The organism is Nocardia sp. NPDC057663 (assembly GCF_042799895.1).
Lineage (GTDB): Bacteria > Actinomycetota > Actinomycetes > Mycobacteriales > Mycobacteriaceae > Nocardia.
In genome coordinates this window covers 744,249-761,565 of sequence record NZ_JBHVHX010000001.1, presented here as the reverse complement: position 1 = coordinate 761,565, position 17,317 = coordinate 744,249, and the positions used below count along the sequence as shown (strand labels likewise).

The 17,317-nt window shown below is 67.7% G+C and carries 17 protein-coding genes; 10 read left to right on the top strand and 7 right to left on the bottom strand.

Annotated elements, in window-relative coordinates:
- The first annotated feature begins 24 nt into the window (after nt 1-24).
- From alc to ACFVAV_RS03485, 6 genes are all read left to right on the top strand, one after another.
- Nucleotides 25-1,002, top strand: coding sequence for an allantoicase (gene alc / locus ACFVAV_RS03510; protein ID WP_379029209.1), 978 nt, complete (start codon nt 25-27; stop codon nt 1,000-1,002).
- Nucleotides 999-1,904 (top strand): allantoinase PuuE, encoded by a 906-nt coding sequence (gene puuE / locus ACFVAV_RS03505; RefSeq protein ID WP_379029206.1) that lies wholly within the window; start codon nt 999-1,001, stop codon nt 1,902-1,904. The genes alc and puuE overlap by 4 nt, the downstream gene beginning before the upstream one ends.
- 204 nt (nt 1,905-2,108) lie before the next feature.
- Entirely contained in the window at nt 2,109-2,978 is an 870-nt protein-coding gene (locus ACFVAV_RS03500; protein WP_379029203.1) for an NAD(P)H-binding protein, read from the top strand.
- Nucleotides 2,979-3,033: 55 nt separating this feature from the next.
- Nucleotides 3,034-3,468, top strand: coding sequence for a winged helix-turn-helix transcriptional regulator (locus ACFVAV_RS03495; protein WP_379029200.1), 435 nt, complete (start codon nt 3,034-3,036; stop codon nt 3,466-3,468).
- 189 nt (nt 3,469-3,657) lie between these two features.
- Nucleotides 3,658-3,927, top strand: coding sequence for a DUF1778 domain-containing protein (locus ACFVAV_RS03490; protein ID WP_379029197.1), 270 nt, complete (start codon nt 3,658-3,660; stop codon nt 3,925-3,927).
- Nucleotides 3,924-4,430: an N-acetyltransferase gene (locus tag ACFVAV_RS03485; RefSeq protein WP_379029194.1), complete on the top strand. Its 507-nt coding sequence runs from the start codon at nt 3,924-3,926 to the stop codon at nt 4,428-4,430. Before ACFVAV_RS03490 ends, ACFVAV_RS03485 begins: the two co-directional genes overlap by 4 nt.
- Nucleotides 4,431-4,622: 192 nt before the next feature.
- On the opposite strand, the gene ACFVAV_RS03480 is transcribed toward ACFVAV_RS03485, so the two are convergent.
- Together ACFVAV_RS03480 and ACFVAV_RS03475 are read right to left on the bottom strand one after the other, a co-directional pair.
- The gene (locus ACFVAV_RS03480) at nt 4,623-5,018 is read right to left on the bottom strand and encodes a hypothetical protein (RefSeq protein WP_379029191.1); all 396 of its coding nucleotides are present in this window, start codon (nt 5,016-5,018) and stop codon (nt 4,623-4,625) included.
- 115 nt (nt 5,019-5,133) lie between these two features.
- The gene (locus ACFVAV_RS03475) at nt 5,134-6,294 is read right to left on the bottom strand and encodes a lipase family protein (protein ID WP_379029188.1); all 1,161 of its coding nucleotides are present in this window, start codon (nt 6,292-6,294) and stop codon (nt 5,134-5,136) included.
- Between the two features lie 473 nt (nt 6,295-6,767).
- On the opposite strand from ACFVAV_RS03475, the gene aceA reads away from it, so the two are divergent.
- The 3 genes from aceA to metE all read left to right on the top strand — a co-directional run bounded on the left by aceA (nt 6,768) and on the right by metE (nt 11,676).
- On the top strand, nt 6,768-8,057 hold the full coding sequence (gene aceA / locus ACFVAV_RS03470) for an isocitrate lyase (RefSeq protein WP_379029185.1): 1,290 nt from the start codon (nt 6,768-6,770) through the stop codon (nt 8,055-8,057).
- A gap of 181 nt (nt 8,058-8,238) precedes the next feature.
- Nucleotides 8,239-9,111, top strand: coding sequence for a 3-hydroxybutyryl-CoA dehydrogenase (locus ACFVAV_RS03465; RefSeq protein WP_379029182.1), 873 nt, complete (start codon nt 8,239-8,241; stop codon nt 9,109-9,111).
- A gap of 228 nt (nt 9,112-9,339) precedes the next feature.
- Nucleotides 9,340-11,676, top strand: a complete 2,337-nt coding sequence (gene metE, locus ACFVAV_RS03460; RefSeq protein WP_379029179.1) for a 5-methyltetrahydropteroyltriglutamate--homocysteine S-methyltransferase — start codon at nt 9,340-9,342, stop codon at nt 11,674-11,676.
- A 72-nt stretch (nt 11,677-11,748) separates the two neighbouring features.
- On the opposite strand, the gene ACFVAV_RS03455 is transcribed toward metE, so the two are convergent.
- From ACFVAV_RS03455 to ACFVAV_RS03445, 3 genes are read right to left on the bottom strand one after another with little or no spacing between them, the layout of a single operon-like run.
- Complete coding sequence (locus ACFVAV_RS03455; protein WP_379029175.1) at nt 11,749-12,480, bottom strand: ZIP family metal transporter; 732 nt, start codon at nt 12,478-12,480, stop codon at nt 11,749-11,751.
- An 8-nt stretch (nt 12,481-12,488) separates the two neighbouring features.
- A complete protein-coding gene (locus tag ACFVAV_RS03450) occupies nt 12,489-13,679 on the bottom strand; it encodes an AI-2E family transporter (RefSeq protein ID WP_379029172.1) in 1,191 nt (396 codons plus the stop codon).
- Nucleotides 13,680-13,728: 49 nt separating this feature from the next.
- A complete protein-coding gene (locus ACFVAV_RS03445; RefSeq protein ID WP_379029169.1) occupies nt 13,729-14,781 on the bottom strand; it encodes an NAD(P)-dependent alcohol dehydrogenase in 1,053 nt (350 codons plus the stop codon).
- Between the two features lie 110 nt (nt 14,782-14,891).
- Between ACFVAV_RS03445 and ACFVAV_RS03440 the strand changes: the two genes are divergently transcribed.
- Nucleotides 14,892-15,986: a S1C family serine protease gene (locus tag ACFVAV_RS03440; protein ID WP_379029166.1), complete on the top strand. Its 1,095-nt coding sequence runs from the start codon at nt 14,892-14,894 to the stop codon at nt 15,984-15,986.
- Here ACFVAV_RS03440 and ACFVAV_RS03435 read toward each other — a convergent pair.
- Complete coding sequence (locus ACFVAV_RS03435; protein ID WP_379029958.1) at nt 15,983-16,546, bottom strand: vitamin K epoxide reductase family protein; 564 nt, start codon at nt 16,544-16,546, stop codon at nt 15,983-15,985. The genes ACFVAV_RS03440 and ACFVAV_RS03435 overlap by 4 nt on opposite strands.
- A complete protein-coding gene (locus tag ACFVAV_RS03430) occupies nt 16,546-17,304 on the bottom strand; it encodes a DsbA family protein (protein ID WP_379029163.1) in 759 nt (252 codons plus the stop codon). The genes ACFVAV_RS03435 and ACFVAV_RS03430 overlap by 1 nt, the downstream gene beginning before the upstream one ends.
- Between the last annotated feature and the right edge of the window lie 13 nt (nt 17,305-17,317).

The window sequence follows — 17,317 nt, the reverse complement described above, 5'->3', positions numbered from 1 at the left end:
GGCACCAGAGGCGCAGGAGGCACGGTGACCACACACCTCGGCGGCGACGATTTCACGCTGCTCCCCGATCTGGCGGTACGACCGCTCGGCGGATCGGTGGTCTGGGCGAACGACGAGTTCTTCGCGGAGAAGGAGAACCTGGTCAACCCGGGTCCGGCCGAATACCAGCCGTCGACGTTCGGGCACAAAGGCCAGGTGTACGACGGGTGGGAAACCCGCAGGCACCGTGGCAAACCCGGTGACGACAGCGCCATCGTGCGGCTCGGTGTGCCCGGCGTGATCCGTGGGGTCGTGATCGACACCGCCTGGTTCAAGGGCAACTATCCGCCGGAGGTATCGCTGTCGGCACTGGCGATCGACGGCTATCCACCCGCCGACGAGATCGCCGCGCGCACCGACTGGGTGCCCCTGCTCGACCGGGTGAAGGTGGGCGGTGACAGCCGCAACCCGTTCACCGTCGACAACGAAAACCGCTGGACCCACGTGAAACTCACCATGCACCCCGACGGCGGCGTCGCCCGCCTGCGCGTGCACGGCGAAGGCAGGCCCGACCCGGCACTACTCGGTCTCGGCCCGCTCGACCTGGCCGCGCTGGAGAACGGCGCGCTGGTACTCGACTGCTCGAACCGCTTCTACAGCTCGCCCAACCAGCTGCTCTATCCCGGCCTCGCCCGCGTCATGGGCGACGGCTGGGAGACCGCCCGCCGCCGCGACGACGGAAACGACTGGGTGCGTATCAAATTGGCGGGTCCGGGCGCGATCCGGCTCGCCGAGATCGACACCTCCTGCTTCCTCGGCAACAGCCCGGGCGCCGCCTCGCTCACCGGATTCACCACCGACGGCACCGAAGTCGAGTTGCTGCCGCGCACCGACCTGCTGCCCGACACCAGGCACCGGTTCGCCCTCACCCCCGCGGCCGCCTCCGTCGAGGAGGTGCGGCTCGACATCTATCCCGACGGCGGGCTCGCCCGGCTCCGTCTATACGGGGAGCTCGGCGGATGAGCGAGGTCCGCGACTTCGTCGGCTACGGACCGACACCGCCGGATCCGCGGTGGCCCGGCGACGCGCGCATCGCCGTGCAGTTCGTGCTGAATTACGAAGAGGGCGGGGAGAACAACGTCCTCGACGGCTCGCCGCACTCGGAGACGTTCCTGTCCGAGGTGACTCCGGCCGAGGCCTTCCCGAACCGGCACATGAGCATGGAATCGCTGTACGAATACGGTTCCCGGGCCGGTCTGTGGCGGGTGTTGCGCGCCTTCGAGCGGCGCGATCTCCCGCTCACCATCTTCGCGGTCGCGCGGGCGATGCAGCGCAATCCCGAAGCGGTGGCGGCCTTTCGGGAACGGGGCCACGAGATCGCCTGCCACGGGTTGCGGTGGAAGTCGTATCAGCTCGTCGACCGCGACACCGAACGCGCCGACATGGCCGAAGCGGTGCGCATCCTCACCGAGCTGACCGGCGCGGCCCCGCTCGGCTGGTACACCGGTCGCGACTCCCCGAACACCCGCGAACTGGTGGTCGAGCACGGCGGATTCGTCTACGACTCCGACTCCTACGCCGACGACCTCCCGTACTGGACCACGGTCGACGGCCACGACCACCTGGTCGTCCCGTACACCCTCGACACCAACGACATGCGCTTCGCCTCCCCGGCCGGCTTCCCCAGCGGCGAACAGTTCTTCGCACATTTGCGCGACGCCTTCGACGTGCTGTATCGCGAAGGGGCCGAAGGCAGTCCGAAGATGCTCTCGGTCGGGCTGCACTGCCGCCTCGCAGGCCGTCCGGCGCGCACCGCGGCGCTGGAACGCTTCCTCGATCATGTGCAGACGCACGACGGGGTATGGATTGCCCGGCGCATCGATATCGCCGAGCACTGGCGGGAGGTGCACCCGCCGAAGGCGTGAGCATGCTCGGTGAGCTGCGTCATAGTTCCGCTTCCTCGCGGTGCGGAGACGTCGTTGGATACATCGGTGTGCGTGGGGACCACGAATGTGCCTTCTGGTGCGGTGGTCAGCGGTGCGGCCAAGATCGAGGTGCCCTGAGCAGCCGGTTGCCCGGCCGGATGGGCGCTCGCACGGCCGAGGCGGCCGGTGGAAGAGGAGGCAGTTTTGATCTTGGTTACCGGGGTGGGCGGTCAGCTCGGAAAGCTGATCTTCGACGGGCTGGTGACGGTGGGGGCGGAGGTCACGGCGGGGTCGCGTGCGCCCGAGTCGCTATCGATTCCGGCGCGGCGCGTCGATTTCGACGATCCGTCGAGTCTGGTGGGAGGATTCGACGGTGTTCGCACACTCGTGCTGGTGTCGGCGGGGTTCGGTGAGGATGATGTCGTCATGGCGCGGCATCGGGCCGCGATCGAGGCGGCCGGACGCAGTGGCGTGGCGCAGGTGATCTACACCAGTCTGCTCGGCGGCGGCGATCACCTGAGCCTCGCCACCGCGCATCGCTATACCGAACATCTGCTGAGTACAGCGCAATTCGGCTACACCATTCTGCGGAACGGGTTGTACGCCGAGCTGTTCGCGCTCGAAGTGATCCGCGCCGCGACGCAGGGGGTCGTGGCGAGCGCTTGGGGCGAAGGCAGAGTTCGGCCGGTCGCGCGGGCTGACCTCGCCGCCGCGGCGGTAATCGTGGCCGACGAGGTGGAACGCGCCGCGCGGTGGGGGATTCCGAGCAGGCACATGAATCGCAGCTACGACCTGGGTGGGACCGAGCCGGTGGGGGCTGACGAGATCGCCATGATGGTCGCCGGTGCCACCGGTCGGGAGATCGAACGCCGGGACGTATCGCTGGCCGAGGTGCGGGCCGAAATGACGAAGCTGGGCCTGCCCGCCTATCAGGTCGGGCACGTGCTCTCGATCGTGTCCGGTATCCGGGCCGGGCACCTGGACAACGACACCTCCGATCTGGCCGATCTGATCGGCCGCGCCCCCGTCTCGGTGGAACGGGCACTTCTCGGCGCCGCCGGGGTGGCGGTTTGATCAGGTGGTGAATCGACTGGCTGCGAGAGCAATTCGGTGCGGGCATGATGGAAGGATGCAGAACGAGATCGCCGTGGCGCGCGCCTCGGTGCACGCCGCCGAGATGGCGCAGCAGGGCCCCTGTGGTGACGACGACTGCGGGGTCCGCGAACTACTGGATCGCCTCGGCGACAAATGGACCGTCCTGATCCTGGTCGAATTGGCCAAGGGAACCCGCCGTTTCGGGGAACTACAGCGCGCGATCCCCGGCATCTCGCAGCGGATGCTCACTTTCACCACCAAACGCCTGTGCCGCGACGGCTTCATCGAACGCAGCGCCCACCCGACCATCCCGCCCCAGGTGGACTACACGATCACCGACCTCGGCCGCGGACTCGTCGAGATGGGGACACGAGTGATCGACTGGACCAGAGACAACACCGACGCCATCGCGGCGGCCCGGCGGGAATGGGATGCGCAGAACCCGGCACCGACGACCGCCCACCGCTGAACGCGGCGGGCGGCCAGTGCTGGCTGCCCACCTTGCATCGCGGCGCTGGAGTGGTTCCACGTGCGGGCCACGGCGGAGTCTGGGTCGGTGAGCCGTAGCCGCGATCTCCTGGAACTTTCCGTACATTGTCCGTACAGTGGGTGGATATCCGGAACGGCGTTCGTTTCGCGCTTAGTGAGGGGCATCGACATGACCGCCAAGACTCAACGAGTTGAAGTACGGCTCGACAAGGAACGGCAGGCACAGATTCAGGCCGCGGCAGACGCGGTCAACGAGACGCTGAGCGAGTTCATTCGCGCAGCGGCTTTTGATCGTGCGGACCGGATCTTGGCGTTGTCGAGCCGGACGCTGATGCCGGCCGAGCAGTTCGACGCGATGATGTCCTCGCTCGATGTGCCCGATGAGGCGCCTGCGCTGGCGAAGGCCGCGGCCAAGCCTCGAGTCTTCGTGCGCCGGTGAGCTGGATCTCGACGGCGATCTCCGTCGACCACAAACTCAGCGATTTCGACTGTGGCAAGCCCGTTCTCGACGACTGGCTGCAACGGATGGCACTGCCAGCCGAACAGCGCTGGACGAGCCGCACCTACGTCTGGATCACCCCTGATGATCCGACAGTGCGCGCGTACTACGCCATCGCGCCCACCCAGCTGGAACGTGACGTAGACGGCTTGTCGCAGTCGCTGTCATCCGGGCTGAAGATCGTCCCGGCGTTCCTGCTGGCGAAATTTGCACTCGATCAGCGGCTGCACGGGCGGGGGCTGGGTGAGCAACTACTCGTCGACGCCGTCACCAAGATCATGGGAGCAGCGCAGACCACGGGCGGGCGTCTCATCGTTGTCGATGCCATCGACGAATCCGCCGCCGCGTTCTACGCCAGGTTCGGGTTCACGCGGGTCCGCAACACCGAGCACCGACTGGTCATGAAGATGGCGACCGCAATGTCGGCGTTCGGTGTGCACTGACCATCGCAGGTCGTCCGTCGTCTCGGTGATAGTCCGCAGCTCGTCGCGGAATCCAGTCCATATTCCCCCCTTAACGAGAACGCCGCAGCCCTGCCCTAAGCACCTGCCGCTGCCGCATGACCAGACCCGAATACCACAACGCTCGCCGAAAACCTCGCGGCCCCAGGTGAATAGCTGAGAATGAGCCTCTGGCTAATCTTTTCGGGGTGCGTAGAGTTCAGGATCAAACAAAGAGCGTGCCCCGAGGTTGGTATACAGCTTGCGCTGCAGTGTCCGCAACACGGCGACACCCTCGGAATCATCAAACGTGCTGACCATTCGGAACTCGATACCAGCGCCGAACAGCTCGCTACCGAACGCCAGCTCACTCAGGAACAGTACGCGAGCCGTGTCGACCTCAGACAGTTTCTCCCCGGCGGAGGTAGCTCGACGCAACCTGCCCACTTCATCATCGAAATGATCTCGGTCTGAATAGCCGAGCGCGCGTACAGGTATCGGCGCGCGCGTCGAAATCCCCGTCCAACTCGCAAGACATGCGTCGACGAAATCGCGCTCTCGAATACTCAGCGCCGCCATGTCGTACTCCACCGTAGATCCCTTCGATTGAGCCCGTCATGGCTAATCATCACCGGATCACCCTTGCGGTCTTTGCCGAGCCGCTCCATCTTGCGTCATTCCCTTGAAATTGGTCCGGTCCGGAGGATCAGGCGAACAGTCCGCGGACGAAGGGGAGGGAGTCGGTGAGGGAGGCGTTGACGGTGCCGTCGTGGTCGGTGGGGTAGGTGCGGACGGTGATCGGCTGGCGGTTTGCCGTGAGGACGGCGGCGAAGCGGAGGGTTTCGGGGGTTACTACGTCGGTGTCGCGGAGGCCCTGGCCGAGGAAGAGGGGGCGGTCGTAGCCGGATTCGGGGAGGCCCATGTAGTGGGAGAGCAGGCCGTGTAGGTCGGGGATCGAGGACAGCGGGCGGGTGAACATGCTGCCGAGGGTGGGTTCGGCCGTGGCTAGTTCGTCGGCGAGTGGGTCGATGCAGGTGGTCTGGGCGCGGGTGAGCCAGGTGCGGCCGGAATCGGTGAGCAGGGCATCGATGTCGAGGTCGGGGAACGTGGTGCGCAGGCCGCTGAGGATGTAGAGCACGTAGGCCGACAGGTGGGAGCTCAGCGCGATCGGCGGCATGCCGGGGCCGAGCAGTTGGATGACGTCTTCGATGTAGGCGGGCACGCCGGTGCCGACGGCGCCGCGGTAGTCGAGGGTGGGGCCGCCGAATTCGGTGGCGTAGCGGGCGGTGAACACCGCGGCGCCGCCGCCCTGGGACTGGCCGACGACGGCCCATTTGTTCGACAGGTCCGGGTACTGCGCGGTGGCCGCGTGGACCGCGTCGACCACATTGTGTGCCTCCACGACGCCGTTCAGGTACGGATGCTCACCCGGGCCGCCCAGGCCCGCGTAATCGGCCGCCACGACCGCGTAGCCCTGGCGCAGCCAGGTACCGAGGTAGGCCCAGTCGCGCTCGACCGCGGCGGGTCCCGCCACGCTGTACGCGCAGTTGTCGCTGAGGCCAACCGTGCCGTGCGCCCACGCGATCACCGGCCAGCCACCCTCGGGGGCCGTGCCAGCCGGGAAGTACACGGCGGCGCTCGTCGTGGTCGGCTGGTCGCCCGCGGTGGTCGACCGGTAGATCAGTCGCTCGGCGCGCGCCGAACCGGGCAGCGTCGCCGCGGCGGACAGCGCCTCGACGCCGACAACCGTGCCCGCTGTGCTGCCGGGCTGGGCGCCCGCGGCCGTCGGTACCAGGCTCACCGCGGCCGTCGCCGCGACCACTGCCAGCGCCGGCTTCGACCTCGCCGCGATCTTCGAAATCCTCATGGGGTCACCTTCTCGTCTTCACGGACGAGTGTCCAGGTCGCAACCTGATGCCTTCCCAGTGACGACACGCACACCATTCCTGTCCGGCGTGGTGTGTGAAACAGGTCACAGGGTGGCAGGGTTGGGCGTGTCGGGTAGCACCCGGCGGCCGAGCGCTAACAGTACGGGCGTTATGCTAAAACTCCTGGTCAGCGCTACCGGTCGGTAGGCTCGGTGCTTGCAATCAACCCGCAAATTTCGCAAAGTTAGCAAACGCGGCGGCAAACCTAGCTGAGATTCACACAAGCAACAGGTAGACGGCTATTTCCTGGTGTGCCATCGTGTGGAAGTACACCCCTTGGGCCCTAGCTAGTCCTAGCAAGCCTGCAAATTGCTCCAGCAGTACGAACCGCGCAACCGAAAGCGTTCAGCCGCCGGTTGTTTGAGGATCGGACCGCGGGAGCACCGACCACACCGAGGAAGTGGAGTCAGAGATGTCGACTGTCGGCACCCCGAAGACCGCTGCGGAGATCCAGCAGGATTGGGACACCAACCCGCGCTGGAAGGGCATCACCCGCAACTACACCGCCGAGCAGGTCGTCGCCCTGCAGGGCAACGTTGTCGAGGAGCACACCCTCGCCCGCCGCGGTGCGGAGATCCTGTGGGACCTCGTGAACAACGAGGACTACATCAACTCCCTCGGCGCCCTCACCGGCAACCAGGCCGTGCAGCAGGTTCGCGCCGGCCTGAAGGCCATCTACCTGTCGGGTTGGCAGGTCGCCGGTGACGCGAACCTGTCCGGCCACACCTACCCCGACCAGTCGCTGTACCCGGCGAACTCGGTCCCGTCGGTGGTCCGTCGCATCAACAACGCGCTGCTGCGCGCCGACGAGATCGCCAAGGTCGAGGGTGACACCTCGGTCGCCAACTGGCTGGCCCCGATCGTGGCCGACGCCGAGGCCGGCTTCGGTGGCGCGCTGAACGCCTACGAGCTGCAGAAGGCGATGATCGCCGCTGGTGCCGCCGGTGTCCACTGGGAGGACCAGCTGGCCTCGGAGAAGAAGTGCGGCCACCTCGGTGGCAAGGTGCTGATCCCGACCCAGCAGCACATCCGCACCCTGACCTCCGCGCGTCTCGCGGCCGACGTCGCCGACGTGCCGTCGGTGATCATCGCCCGCACCGACGCCGAGGCCGCCACCCTGCTCACCACCGATGTGGACGAGCGCGACCGTGAGTTCCTGGACGGCACCCGTACCGCCGAGGGCTTCTTCGGTGTGAAGAACGGCATCGAGCCCTGCATCGCGCGTGCCAAGGCCTACGCCCCCTACGCCGACCTCATCTGGATGGAGACCGGCGTCCCGGACCTCGAGGTCGCGCGCAAGTTCGCCGAGGCCGTCAAGTCGGAGTTCCCGGACCAGCTGCTGTCCTACAACTGCTCGCCTTCGTTCAACTGGAAGGCGCACCTGGACGACGCGACCATCGCGAAGTTCCAGCGTGAGCTCGGCGCGATGGGCTTCAAGTTCCAGTTCATCACCCTGGCCGGCTTCCACTCGCTGAACTACGGCATGTTCGACCTGGCGCACGGCTACGCCCGCAACGGCATGACCTCGTTCGTCGACCTGCAGGAGCGCGAGTTCCAGGCTGCCGCCGAGCGTGGCTTCACCGCCGTGAAGCACCAGCGTGAGGTCGGTGCCGGCTACTTCGACACCATCGCCACCACCGTGGACCCGAACACCTCGACGGCTGCCCTGAAGGGCTCCACCGAAGAGGGTCAGTTCCACTGATCCGCACGGGGTTGCTCTGAGTAGCAACACCATTCCTCTACTCCGGTAGGGGTGTACGGACGCTCCGCGTCCAGCACGCCCTCCCACGCCGAACAGCCCCGGCGTGGGAGGGCATCCCTATAGCTTGGTCGACATGACCACCCCAGCCACCCCACAGCCAGACACACAGCAGGAGCGGGACGTGAGCAGCAGCGAGAAGATTCAGCGCGTCGGGATTATCGGCGCGGGACAGATGGGCGCTGGCATCGCCGAGGTGTGCGCACGCGCGCACGTCGACGTCCTCGTCTACGAGACCAGTCGCGAACTCGCCGCCGCGGGCCGCGCTCGGATCCTGCGCTCGCTGGACCGTGGCGTGAGCAGCGGCAAGATCACCGAGCGCGAGCGGGAGCAGGCGGCCTGGCGGCTGCGCTTCACCTCCGATCTCGGCGACTTCGCCGACCGTCAGCTGGTCGTGGAGGCCGTTGTCGAGAACGAAGAGGTCAAGACGGCCATCTTCAGCGAGCTGGACAAGGTCGTCACCGACCCCGACGCCGTGCTCGCCTCCAACACCTCCTCCATCCCGATCATGAAGATCGCGGTCGCCACCGCGAACCCCGAGCGCGTGGTCGGCCTGCACTTCTTCAACCCGGTGCCGGTGCTGCCGCTGGTCGAGCTGGTCACCACCCTCAAGACCAGCGAGCCGGTCGCCAAGCGCGCCGAGCAGTTCGCCGCCGACATCCTGGGCAAGCAGGTCGTCCGCTCGGCCGACCGCTCCGGCTTCGTCGTCAACGCGCTGCTGGTGCCCTACCTGCTCTCGGCCATCCGGATGGTCGAGTCGGGCTTCGCCACCAAGGATGACGTCGACAAGGCGATGGTGCTCGGCTGTGCCCACCCGATGGGCCCGCTGGCGCTGACCGACCTCGTCGGCCTCGACACCGTGAAGTCGATCGCGGACTCGATGTACGCCGAGTTCAAGGAGCCGCTGTACTCCGCTCCGCCGCTGCTGATGCGCATGGTCGAGGCCGGCCTGCTGGGTAAGAAGACCGGCGCCGGCTTCTACCAGTACGGCAAGTAGGGGGTTTGCTCCCCGGAGGCCACCGTCATCACCAACTGAGCGATGACGGTGGCCTTCGGCCATTTCGGGGGTGTTTGCAGGGGGAACGGCGAAGGGCCGCGTTCGCGGCCTAAGCTGCTGTAGCCGGACGCGCTCGCGCGGCCCGGTGATATGTCGAGCGCAGCAATGCGCGGGAGCCGGCGTCGCCCGGGGAGACCGCGCAGGTGATCGAAAGGGAGTATCCCGGTCATGGTCAACGTCACCGATGGATTCGGGTCGAGCGTTCTCGGATATCCGAGGATCGGTCCGCACCGCGAGCTCAAGCGTGCGCTCGAGTCGTATTGGCGCGGATCGCTGGAGCGCGACGAACTGCTCGCGGTAGGCCGCGACATCCAGGAGCGTCAGTTCAACGAGCTGGCCGCGACCGGACTCACGCAGGTGCCGGGCAACACCTTCTCCTTCTACGACCACATCCTCGACAACGCGCTGCTGTTCGGCGCGGTGCCGTCCCGGTTCAAGGAGCACCAGGAGGGCATGCACCCCCTGGACTTCTACTTCCTGATGGCGCGCGGCAACCCCAACCTGCCGCCGCTCGAGCTGGTGCGCCTGTTCGGCTCCAACTACCACTACCGCCAGCCCGAACTCGACGCCGACACCACGTTCTCGCTGCATCCGGAGGCCCTGCTCGACGAGTGGGACCGGGCGATCGAGCGCGGGATCGAACTGCGCCCGGTCGTGCTCGGCCCGGTGTCGCTGCTGCTGCTGTCGAAGGCCGGGCACGTGCCCGGCGAGGCCGAGTTCGACACGCTGAGCCTGCTCGACAAGCTGCTGCCGTTCTACGAGGAGCTGTTCGAGATCCTCGCCAAGCGCGGCTCGACCTGCGTGCAGCTCGACGAGCCCTGCTTCACCGGTGAGCGCTCGCCCGCCGAGCTGGCCGCGTTCGAGAAGGCCTACCAGCGGCTGTCCAAGGCGCCGCTGCGCCCGCGCATCCTGGTCACCGGCCAGTACGGCGATTTCGGTGAGGCGCTGCGCATCCTGGCCGCGACCAATGTCGAGGCCATCGGGCTCGACCTGTCCGCCTACCGGATGACGCCCGAGGAGCTGGCCGCGATCCCCGGGATCAAGCGCAAGCGGATCTACGCCGGTGTCATCAGCGGCACCAACGTCTGGCGTGCCGATCGTTTCGTCACGTTGAACTACCTGAACTCGATCGCCGAGGTCTGCCCCGACCTGGTCGTGTCCACCGGTTCCACGCTGCTGCACGTGCCCTACGACGTGCTCGCCGAGTACGACATCGACGGCAACGTCGCCGACCGGCTCGCCTTCGCCAAGCAGAAGGTGGGCGAGGTGGTCTCGCTGGCCAAGGCGCTCACCGAGGGCCCGTCGGACCACTGGCGCAAGCGGCCCACCGAGGTGCACTTCAAGCAGAAGCACGCGGTGCGCCAGCGGGTGTACGCGGTGACCCCGGACATGCGGGAGCGCGAACCCTACGTGGAGCGCCGTGCCGCCCAGCAGGAACGGCTGAACCTGCCGGTGGTGCCCGCGACGACGCTGGGTTCGTTCCCGCAGAGCGTGCGGCTGCGCCAGGCCCGTCACGAGGTGGCCCAGGGCAGGCTGTCCGAGCAGGACTACCGCAAGCAGGTCGAGGCCGAGATCGAGGCGACGATCCGGTTGCAGGAGGACATCGGTCTCGACGTCTTCGTGCACGGCGAGCACGAGCGCAACGACATGATCCAGTTCTTCGCCGAGCAGCTCGACGGTTTCGCCACCACCCGCTTCGGCTGGGTGCAGGTCTACGGGTCGCGGTGTGTGCGTCCGCCGATCATCTACGGCGACGTGTCGCGGCCCGCGCCGATGTCGGTCGACTGGACCACCTACGCGCAGTCGCTGACCGACAAGCCGGTCAAGGGCATGGTCACCGGACCGGTCACCATGCTGGCCCGCTCGTTCGTGCGCCAGGACCAGCCGCTGTACGAGACGGCCGATCAGGTGGCGCTGGCGATCCGCGACGAGGTGGTCGACCTGGAGCGGGCGGGCATCGCGATCATCCAGGTCGACGAGCCCGCCATCCGCGAGCTGCTGCCCGCGCGTCCGGTGGGTCGCGAGGAGTACCTGCGCTGGGCGGTCGGCGCGTTCAAGCTGGCCACCTCCGGCGTGCGGGCCGACACCCAGATCCACACCCACATCGGCTATTCCGGCCGTACCGAGGTGGTCGACGCGATCGAGCAGCTCGACGCCGACGTCACCGCGATCGTGGCGACCCGCTCGATCGAATGGGTCATGCAGGCGCTGACCGAGGACGTCGCCACCGGCCACGGCCTCAGCCACGGCGTCGGCCCCGGCGTGTACGAGAGCCGTTCGGCGCGGATCCCGGACATCGACGAGCTCGACGAGCTGCTCACCCAGGCCGCCGAAGCCGTGACACCGCAACGGCTCTGGGCCAACCCGGACGGCGGTCTCAAGACCCGCCACTACTGGCAGCTCGAGCCGTCGCTGCGCAATATGGTCGCGGCCGCACGCCGCGTGCGCCGCCGGACACTGGCCGCCGAAGCCGATGCCGAGGCCGCGGCGGCGGCGGCGGAGTAGGCGAGACAGCCGACGGGCGCACCGGAGATCCGGTGCGCCCGTTGTCGTATCAGGGCGGGGAGGGGCTTGCGGTCATTGGCTGAGGGCGGTGACGCCGAACATCGCGCCGACGCCGCTGACCGTGCACAGCAGGGTGAGGCGGGAGGGGTGTTCGGCGTGGGCCTCGGGGAGGATGTCGGCGGTGGCGAGGTAGAGCAGGAAGCCGGCGAAGTAGCCGAGGTAGAGGCCGATCCATTGTTCGGGGACGTGGATGAGGGTGCCGAGGATCGCGCCGAAGACGGGGGCGACGGCGTCCAGACCCAGGAGGGTGAGGGCGCGTTTGCGGGCGCTGCCGTAGAGGGTGGGGATGGTGAAAGTGTTGAAGCCGTCGGCGAAGTCGTGGCAGATCACCGCGATCGCGACCGACAGGCCGACCGCCGCGCCCGCCTGGTAGCCGAGGCCGATGCCGAAACCGTCCAGGGTGCTGTGGAAGATGAGGCCGGCCGCGGCGAGCAATCCGACCGACTCGAATCCGTGGTGGTGTGTACCGAATTCGCTCTCGTGGCCGGTATGGATGGCGACGGCGCGTTCGATGATGTGGATGGTGAGGAACCCGATCACGGCGGCGATCAGCACCACCGGCACCCCGTACACCTCGCCGGGCGACTGCTCCAGCGCCTCGGGAATCAGATCGAAGGCGACCAGACCGAGCAGGACACCCGCGGCCAGGCCGAGCACCAGGTGCTTGCGATCGCCGATCCGCATGGCGACGAAACCGCCGAACAGGGTCGACAGCATGGAGACGAGCGACAGCAGGATCGCCATCGCGCGGCCTACTCGCTCGGCGATTCGGCGGGAGGCTGTTCTTTGCGCTTCTTCTTCGCCGACGGCGCCTCGGCCTCCTCGACCTCGTAGCGCCGGATATAGGCGCCGGCGAAGCCCTGCAGGGTGGCGGTGACCGGGATGGCCAGCAGTGCGCCCGTCGGCCCGAGTAACGCCGCGCCCGCGATCACCGCGCCGAAGGCCACCGCCGGATGCATGTCCAGGGTGGTCGCGGTGATCCGCGGCTGCAGCACGTAGTTCTCGAACTGCTGGTAGGCGACGATGAACAGCAGGATCCACAACGCGGTGATCGGGTCGTGCACCAGCGCGACCAGCACCGGCAGCGCACCGGCCAGATAGGTGCCGACGGTCGGGATGAACTGCGAGACCACGCCGACCCACAGCGCCAGCGCGAACGCCGACGGCACGTCGAACAGCCGCAGCGCGACATAGTGGGCGAGCGCGGAGCACAGTGCCAGCAGCGCGCGCGAATAGATGTAGCCGCCGGTCTTCTCGACCGCGATATCCCACGCCCGCAGCACGTGCTTCTGCTGTTTGGGCGGCAGCAGCGAGCACACCCAGGTGCGGAAGCGCGGTCCGTCGGCGGCGAAATAGAAGGTGAACAGCAGCACGCCGAGCAGCTGGAATATCGCGCCGATCGCGACAGTGCCGATGCCCCAGACGTTTCCGGCCAGACCGACCAGATAGCCCTCAATCGTCGAGCTCCACTCCGAGGCGTACTTGGTGAGGTCGTCGCCGGAAAGGTCCTGGTCGAAGGTCGAATTGATCCAGTCGACGACATCCTGGATGTAGTCCGGCGCGTTCGCCACCAGCATGGTCACCTGGTTGACCAGCAGCGCACCCAGCGTCCACACGAACGCGACGACCACCAGCAGCATCCCGCCGAACACCACACCGGTGCCCGCGCCGCGCCGAACACCGCGCGCGGCAAGCCAGTTCACGGCGGGTTCGATCGCGAAGGCGAGGAACAGCGAGACCATCAGAATGGTCAGCAGGCCCTGCAGCTTGCCGAGCACCCAGAACGCCGCGATCAGCCCGGCGACGGCCAGCGCGGCGTAGAGCAGCGACCGCGGGAGCCAGCGCGGCGGTGTGTGCACCGACCAGCCCACCGGCAGCGTGTTCGCCGCTGCGGCCGGTGCCGCGGCGGCGGGGCCAGAGATCGATTCGTCGTCGGCAGCCACCTGGCCACGGTACCGAGGACGGCGGGGTTCCTGCGCGCTGGCGCGCGGCTCAGATCGTCGCGGCGTCGATGACGAAGCGGTACTGCACGTCGCTGGCGATGACCCGGTCGTAGGCGGAATCGATCTCGTCGGCCGAGATCAGCTCGATCTCCGCGCCGATGCCGTGGGCCGCGCAGAAATCGAGCATCTCCTGGGTCTGCGCGACGCCGCCGATCATCGAACCGGCCAGCGAGCGGCGGAACGCGGCGAGGTTGCGGCCGGTGACGCTCATCGGCTGATCGGGCAGCCCGAGGATGACCAGGGTGCCGTCGAGGGCGAGCAGGCGCAGGTAGTTGTCGATCGGCAGGTTCGCGGAGACGGTGTTGATGATCAGGTCGAACGTGCCGCGCAGCTGCCGGAAGGTCTCCTTGTCGCTGGTGGCGTAGTAGTGGTCGGCGCCCATCCGCAGGCCGTCGTCGCGCTTGCGCAGCGACTGGCTGAGCACGGTCACCTCCGCGCCGAGGGCGGCCGCGATCTTCACCCCGACGTGCCCGAGCCCGCCCATGCCGATGATCGCGACCTTCTTGCCCGGTCCGGCGTTCCAGTGCCGCAGCGGCGAGTACAGGGTGATGCCCGCGCACAGCAGCGGCGCGGCGACATCGAGGCCGATGCCGTCGGGGACGGCGATGACGAAGCTCTCGGCCACCACGATCTGGGTGGCGTAACCGCCCATCGTGTAGCCACCCGGCTGCGTGGTGTCGGGAACCGGAGTGTTGTAGGTCCAGGTGGCGCCGTTGGTGCAGAACTGCTCCTCGCCCGCCAGGCACGGCACGCACTTGCCACAGGAGTTCACCAGGCAGCCGACGCCGACCCGATCGCCCACCTGGTACTTGCGCACCGCGGAGCCGGTGGCCGCGACGATGCCCGCGATCTCGTGACCGGGCACGCAGGGGTACTTGGTGCCGCCCCATTCGTTGCGGGCGGTGTGGATGTCGGAGTGGCAGATGCCCGCGTACTTGATGTCGATCAGGACGTCGTCGGGACCGAGTTCACGGCGCTCGATCGTGACCTTCTCGAAGGACCCGTCGGGGGCGGGGATGGCGTAGGCGGCTGCGGTGCTCATGGGCTTATGCCTACCGTCGCATGCTGCGTTTGCCAACTGTCGCGCCCGGATCGATACCGGTCTGGCCCGGATCCGGGTCACAATGGAGTAGTCGGCTCGCGAGAGAGGACATGCGCGTGCACGCTCTGGGTCGGGTGCTGGCGACGCTGGTCGTCGCGCTGGTCGGCGTGTGCGCATTCCTCGGATACCGCGGTGAGCTGGCGTTTCCCTGGCAGCCGGAGACGGGCGAGATCGTCGCCGTCGCGGAGGAACCACCACCGATTCCGCTCGATCCGGTCCTGGTCGCCGCGCAGGTGGAGCCCGCGCTGGTCAATATCGCCGTCGACGCCTCGCTGTTCGGGACCAGCGCCGCCGGGTCGGGCATCGTGCTCACTCCGGACGGGCAGATCCTCACCAGCCATCACGTGATCAAAGGCGCCGACGAGGTGAAGGTCACCGATATCGGGAACGGGCTGATCTATCCGGCCACCGTCCTCGGCTACGACTCGACCGCCGATATCGCGCTGCTGTCGCTGGCCGGGGCATCGGAGCTGCCGACGGCCCGGCTCGGGTCCTCCGCCGAGCTGCGGATCCGCCAGGACGTGCTCGCCATCGGCGACGCGGGCGGTGACGGCGGCGCGGCGACCGCGGTCGCCGGGCCGATCACCGATCTCGACGCGAGCATCGTCGCGATGAACTCCGCCGATCTGACCCGCAAGTCGTTGCGGGGCATGGTGCAGATCGCCGCGCCCGTCGTCGGCGGGCAGTCCGGCGGCGCGCTGGTCGACAGCGCCGGCGCCGTCGTCGGGGTGATCACGGCGGCCTCGGGGGATCGGCCGGCCACCGAATATCAGCCGCAACAGGCCAACGGGTACGCGGTCCCGATCGATACCGCCATGCGGATCGTGGCGCAGATCCGCTCGGGGACACCGACCGAGACCGTGCACATCGGGCCGACGGCCACGCTCGGCGTGCAGATCGTCGACGCGAAACCGTCCGGCGCCCAGGTGAACTGGGCCTTCTACGGTCAGCCCGCGCGTGCCGCCGGGATCGCCGCGGGTGATGTCATCACCGCCGTCGACGGGCAGCCGATCACCACCGCCCGCGCGTTGAGCGCCGCCGTCAACGTGCGTAAACCGGCTGATCTGATCCGGCTCGACGTCACCGCGCCCGACGGCACGACCCGCACGGTCGAGGTGGTGCTGGCGAAGGGAACACCCATCTAGACCAGGCTCAGCCAGTAGTCCTGGAACTTCAGGAAGACCAGCAGCAGCACCACCGCGTAGAACACCACGACCAGCGTCCACCGCCATTCCGCGAGGATCCCCATCGGACCGCGCGAGCCGCCCCAGGTCTCCTGCGTGGTGACCGCGAACAGCACCGGCACCACGACCCACACCACCATGCAGTACGGGCACAGCGCGTTGATCCGGTACAGGCTCTGGAAGATCAGCCAGCAGATCGCGGCGACGCCGAGAACGCTGCCCAGCCACAGCCCGCCCCAGATCCAGCGCGGGAAGCCGACGCCGACGACGGAGAGCACGGCGAGGGTTACTACCACCGAGAACCCGACGATGCCGAACAGCGGATTCGGGAAGCCGAACACCGAGGCCTGATCGGTCTGCATGATCGACCCGCACGACAGCACCGAGTTGATGCTGCAGGAGGTGACGTAGTTCGGGTCGACGAACAGCTTGAACCGTTCGACGGTGAGCGTGAACGACGCCAGCCAGCCCGCCAGCCCGGCGATCAGCAGCAGCCACGCCGAGCGGGCGGGCGTGGTGATCACTTGGCCGCGTCAGCGATCACGGACGCCAGGCCGTTCTCGGTGAAGATCGCGTCGGACTGGATCAGCTGACCGTTGATGAACACCGACGGGGTCGACTTCACACCGCTGCTCAGGACCTGCTGGGTGACCTGGGTGATGTAGTCGTTGTACGGCTTGTCCTTGATGCAGGTGGCCACGGCGGGATCGGTGTAGCCCACCTCGGTCGCGATCTGGATGAGCTGATCGTTGGTCAGACCGGCGCCGCCTTCCGCGGGCTGTTTCTCGAACATGGTCCGCAGCCAGTTCTGGTACAGGCTCGGATCGGACTTCGCGACACAGAACGAGGCGTTGGCGGCGCGCGAGGAGTACTGGTTCGTCGAGGCCTTGTCGAGGAAGGAGATGATCTGGTACTCGACGACCGCGGTGCCGTCGGCCGCGGCCTTGGCCAGCGCCTCGCCGTTGGCCGCCTCGAACTGCTGGCAGGCCGGGCACTGCAGGTCGGCGACGACGCGGACCTTCACCTTCGCGTCCGGGTTGCCGATGCGGACGGTGCCGGTCTCGGTGACCGAACCGCCGGTCGCGGGCAGCTGTGCCGCCGAACTCGCCGAACCGTCGGTGCCGGAATCGGAGCGGTTCATGGCGATGCCGATACCGATCGCCGCGACCAGAGCGACCAGGACGCCGGCGACACCGATCTGGATCAACAGCTTGCGCCGCTTGTCGGCCGCCGCGGCCGCCGCCAGCGGATTCTGCTTGCCCGTGCTCACCGTCGTCACACGCCTTTCGTTG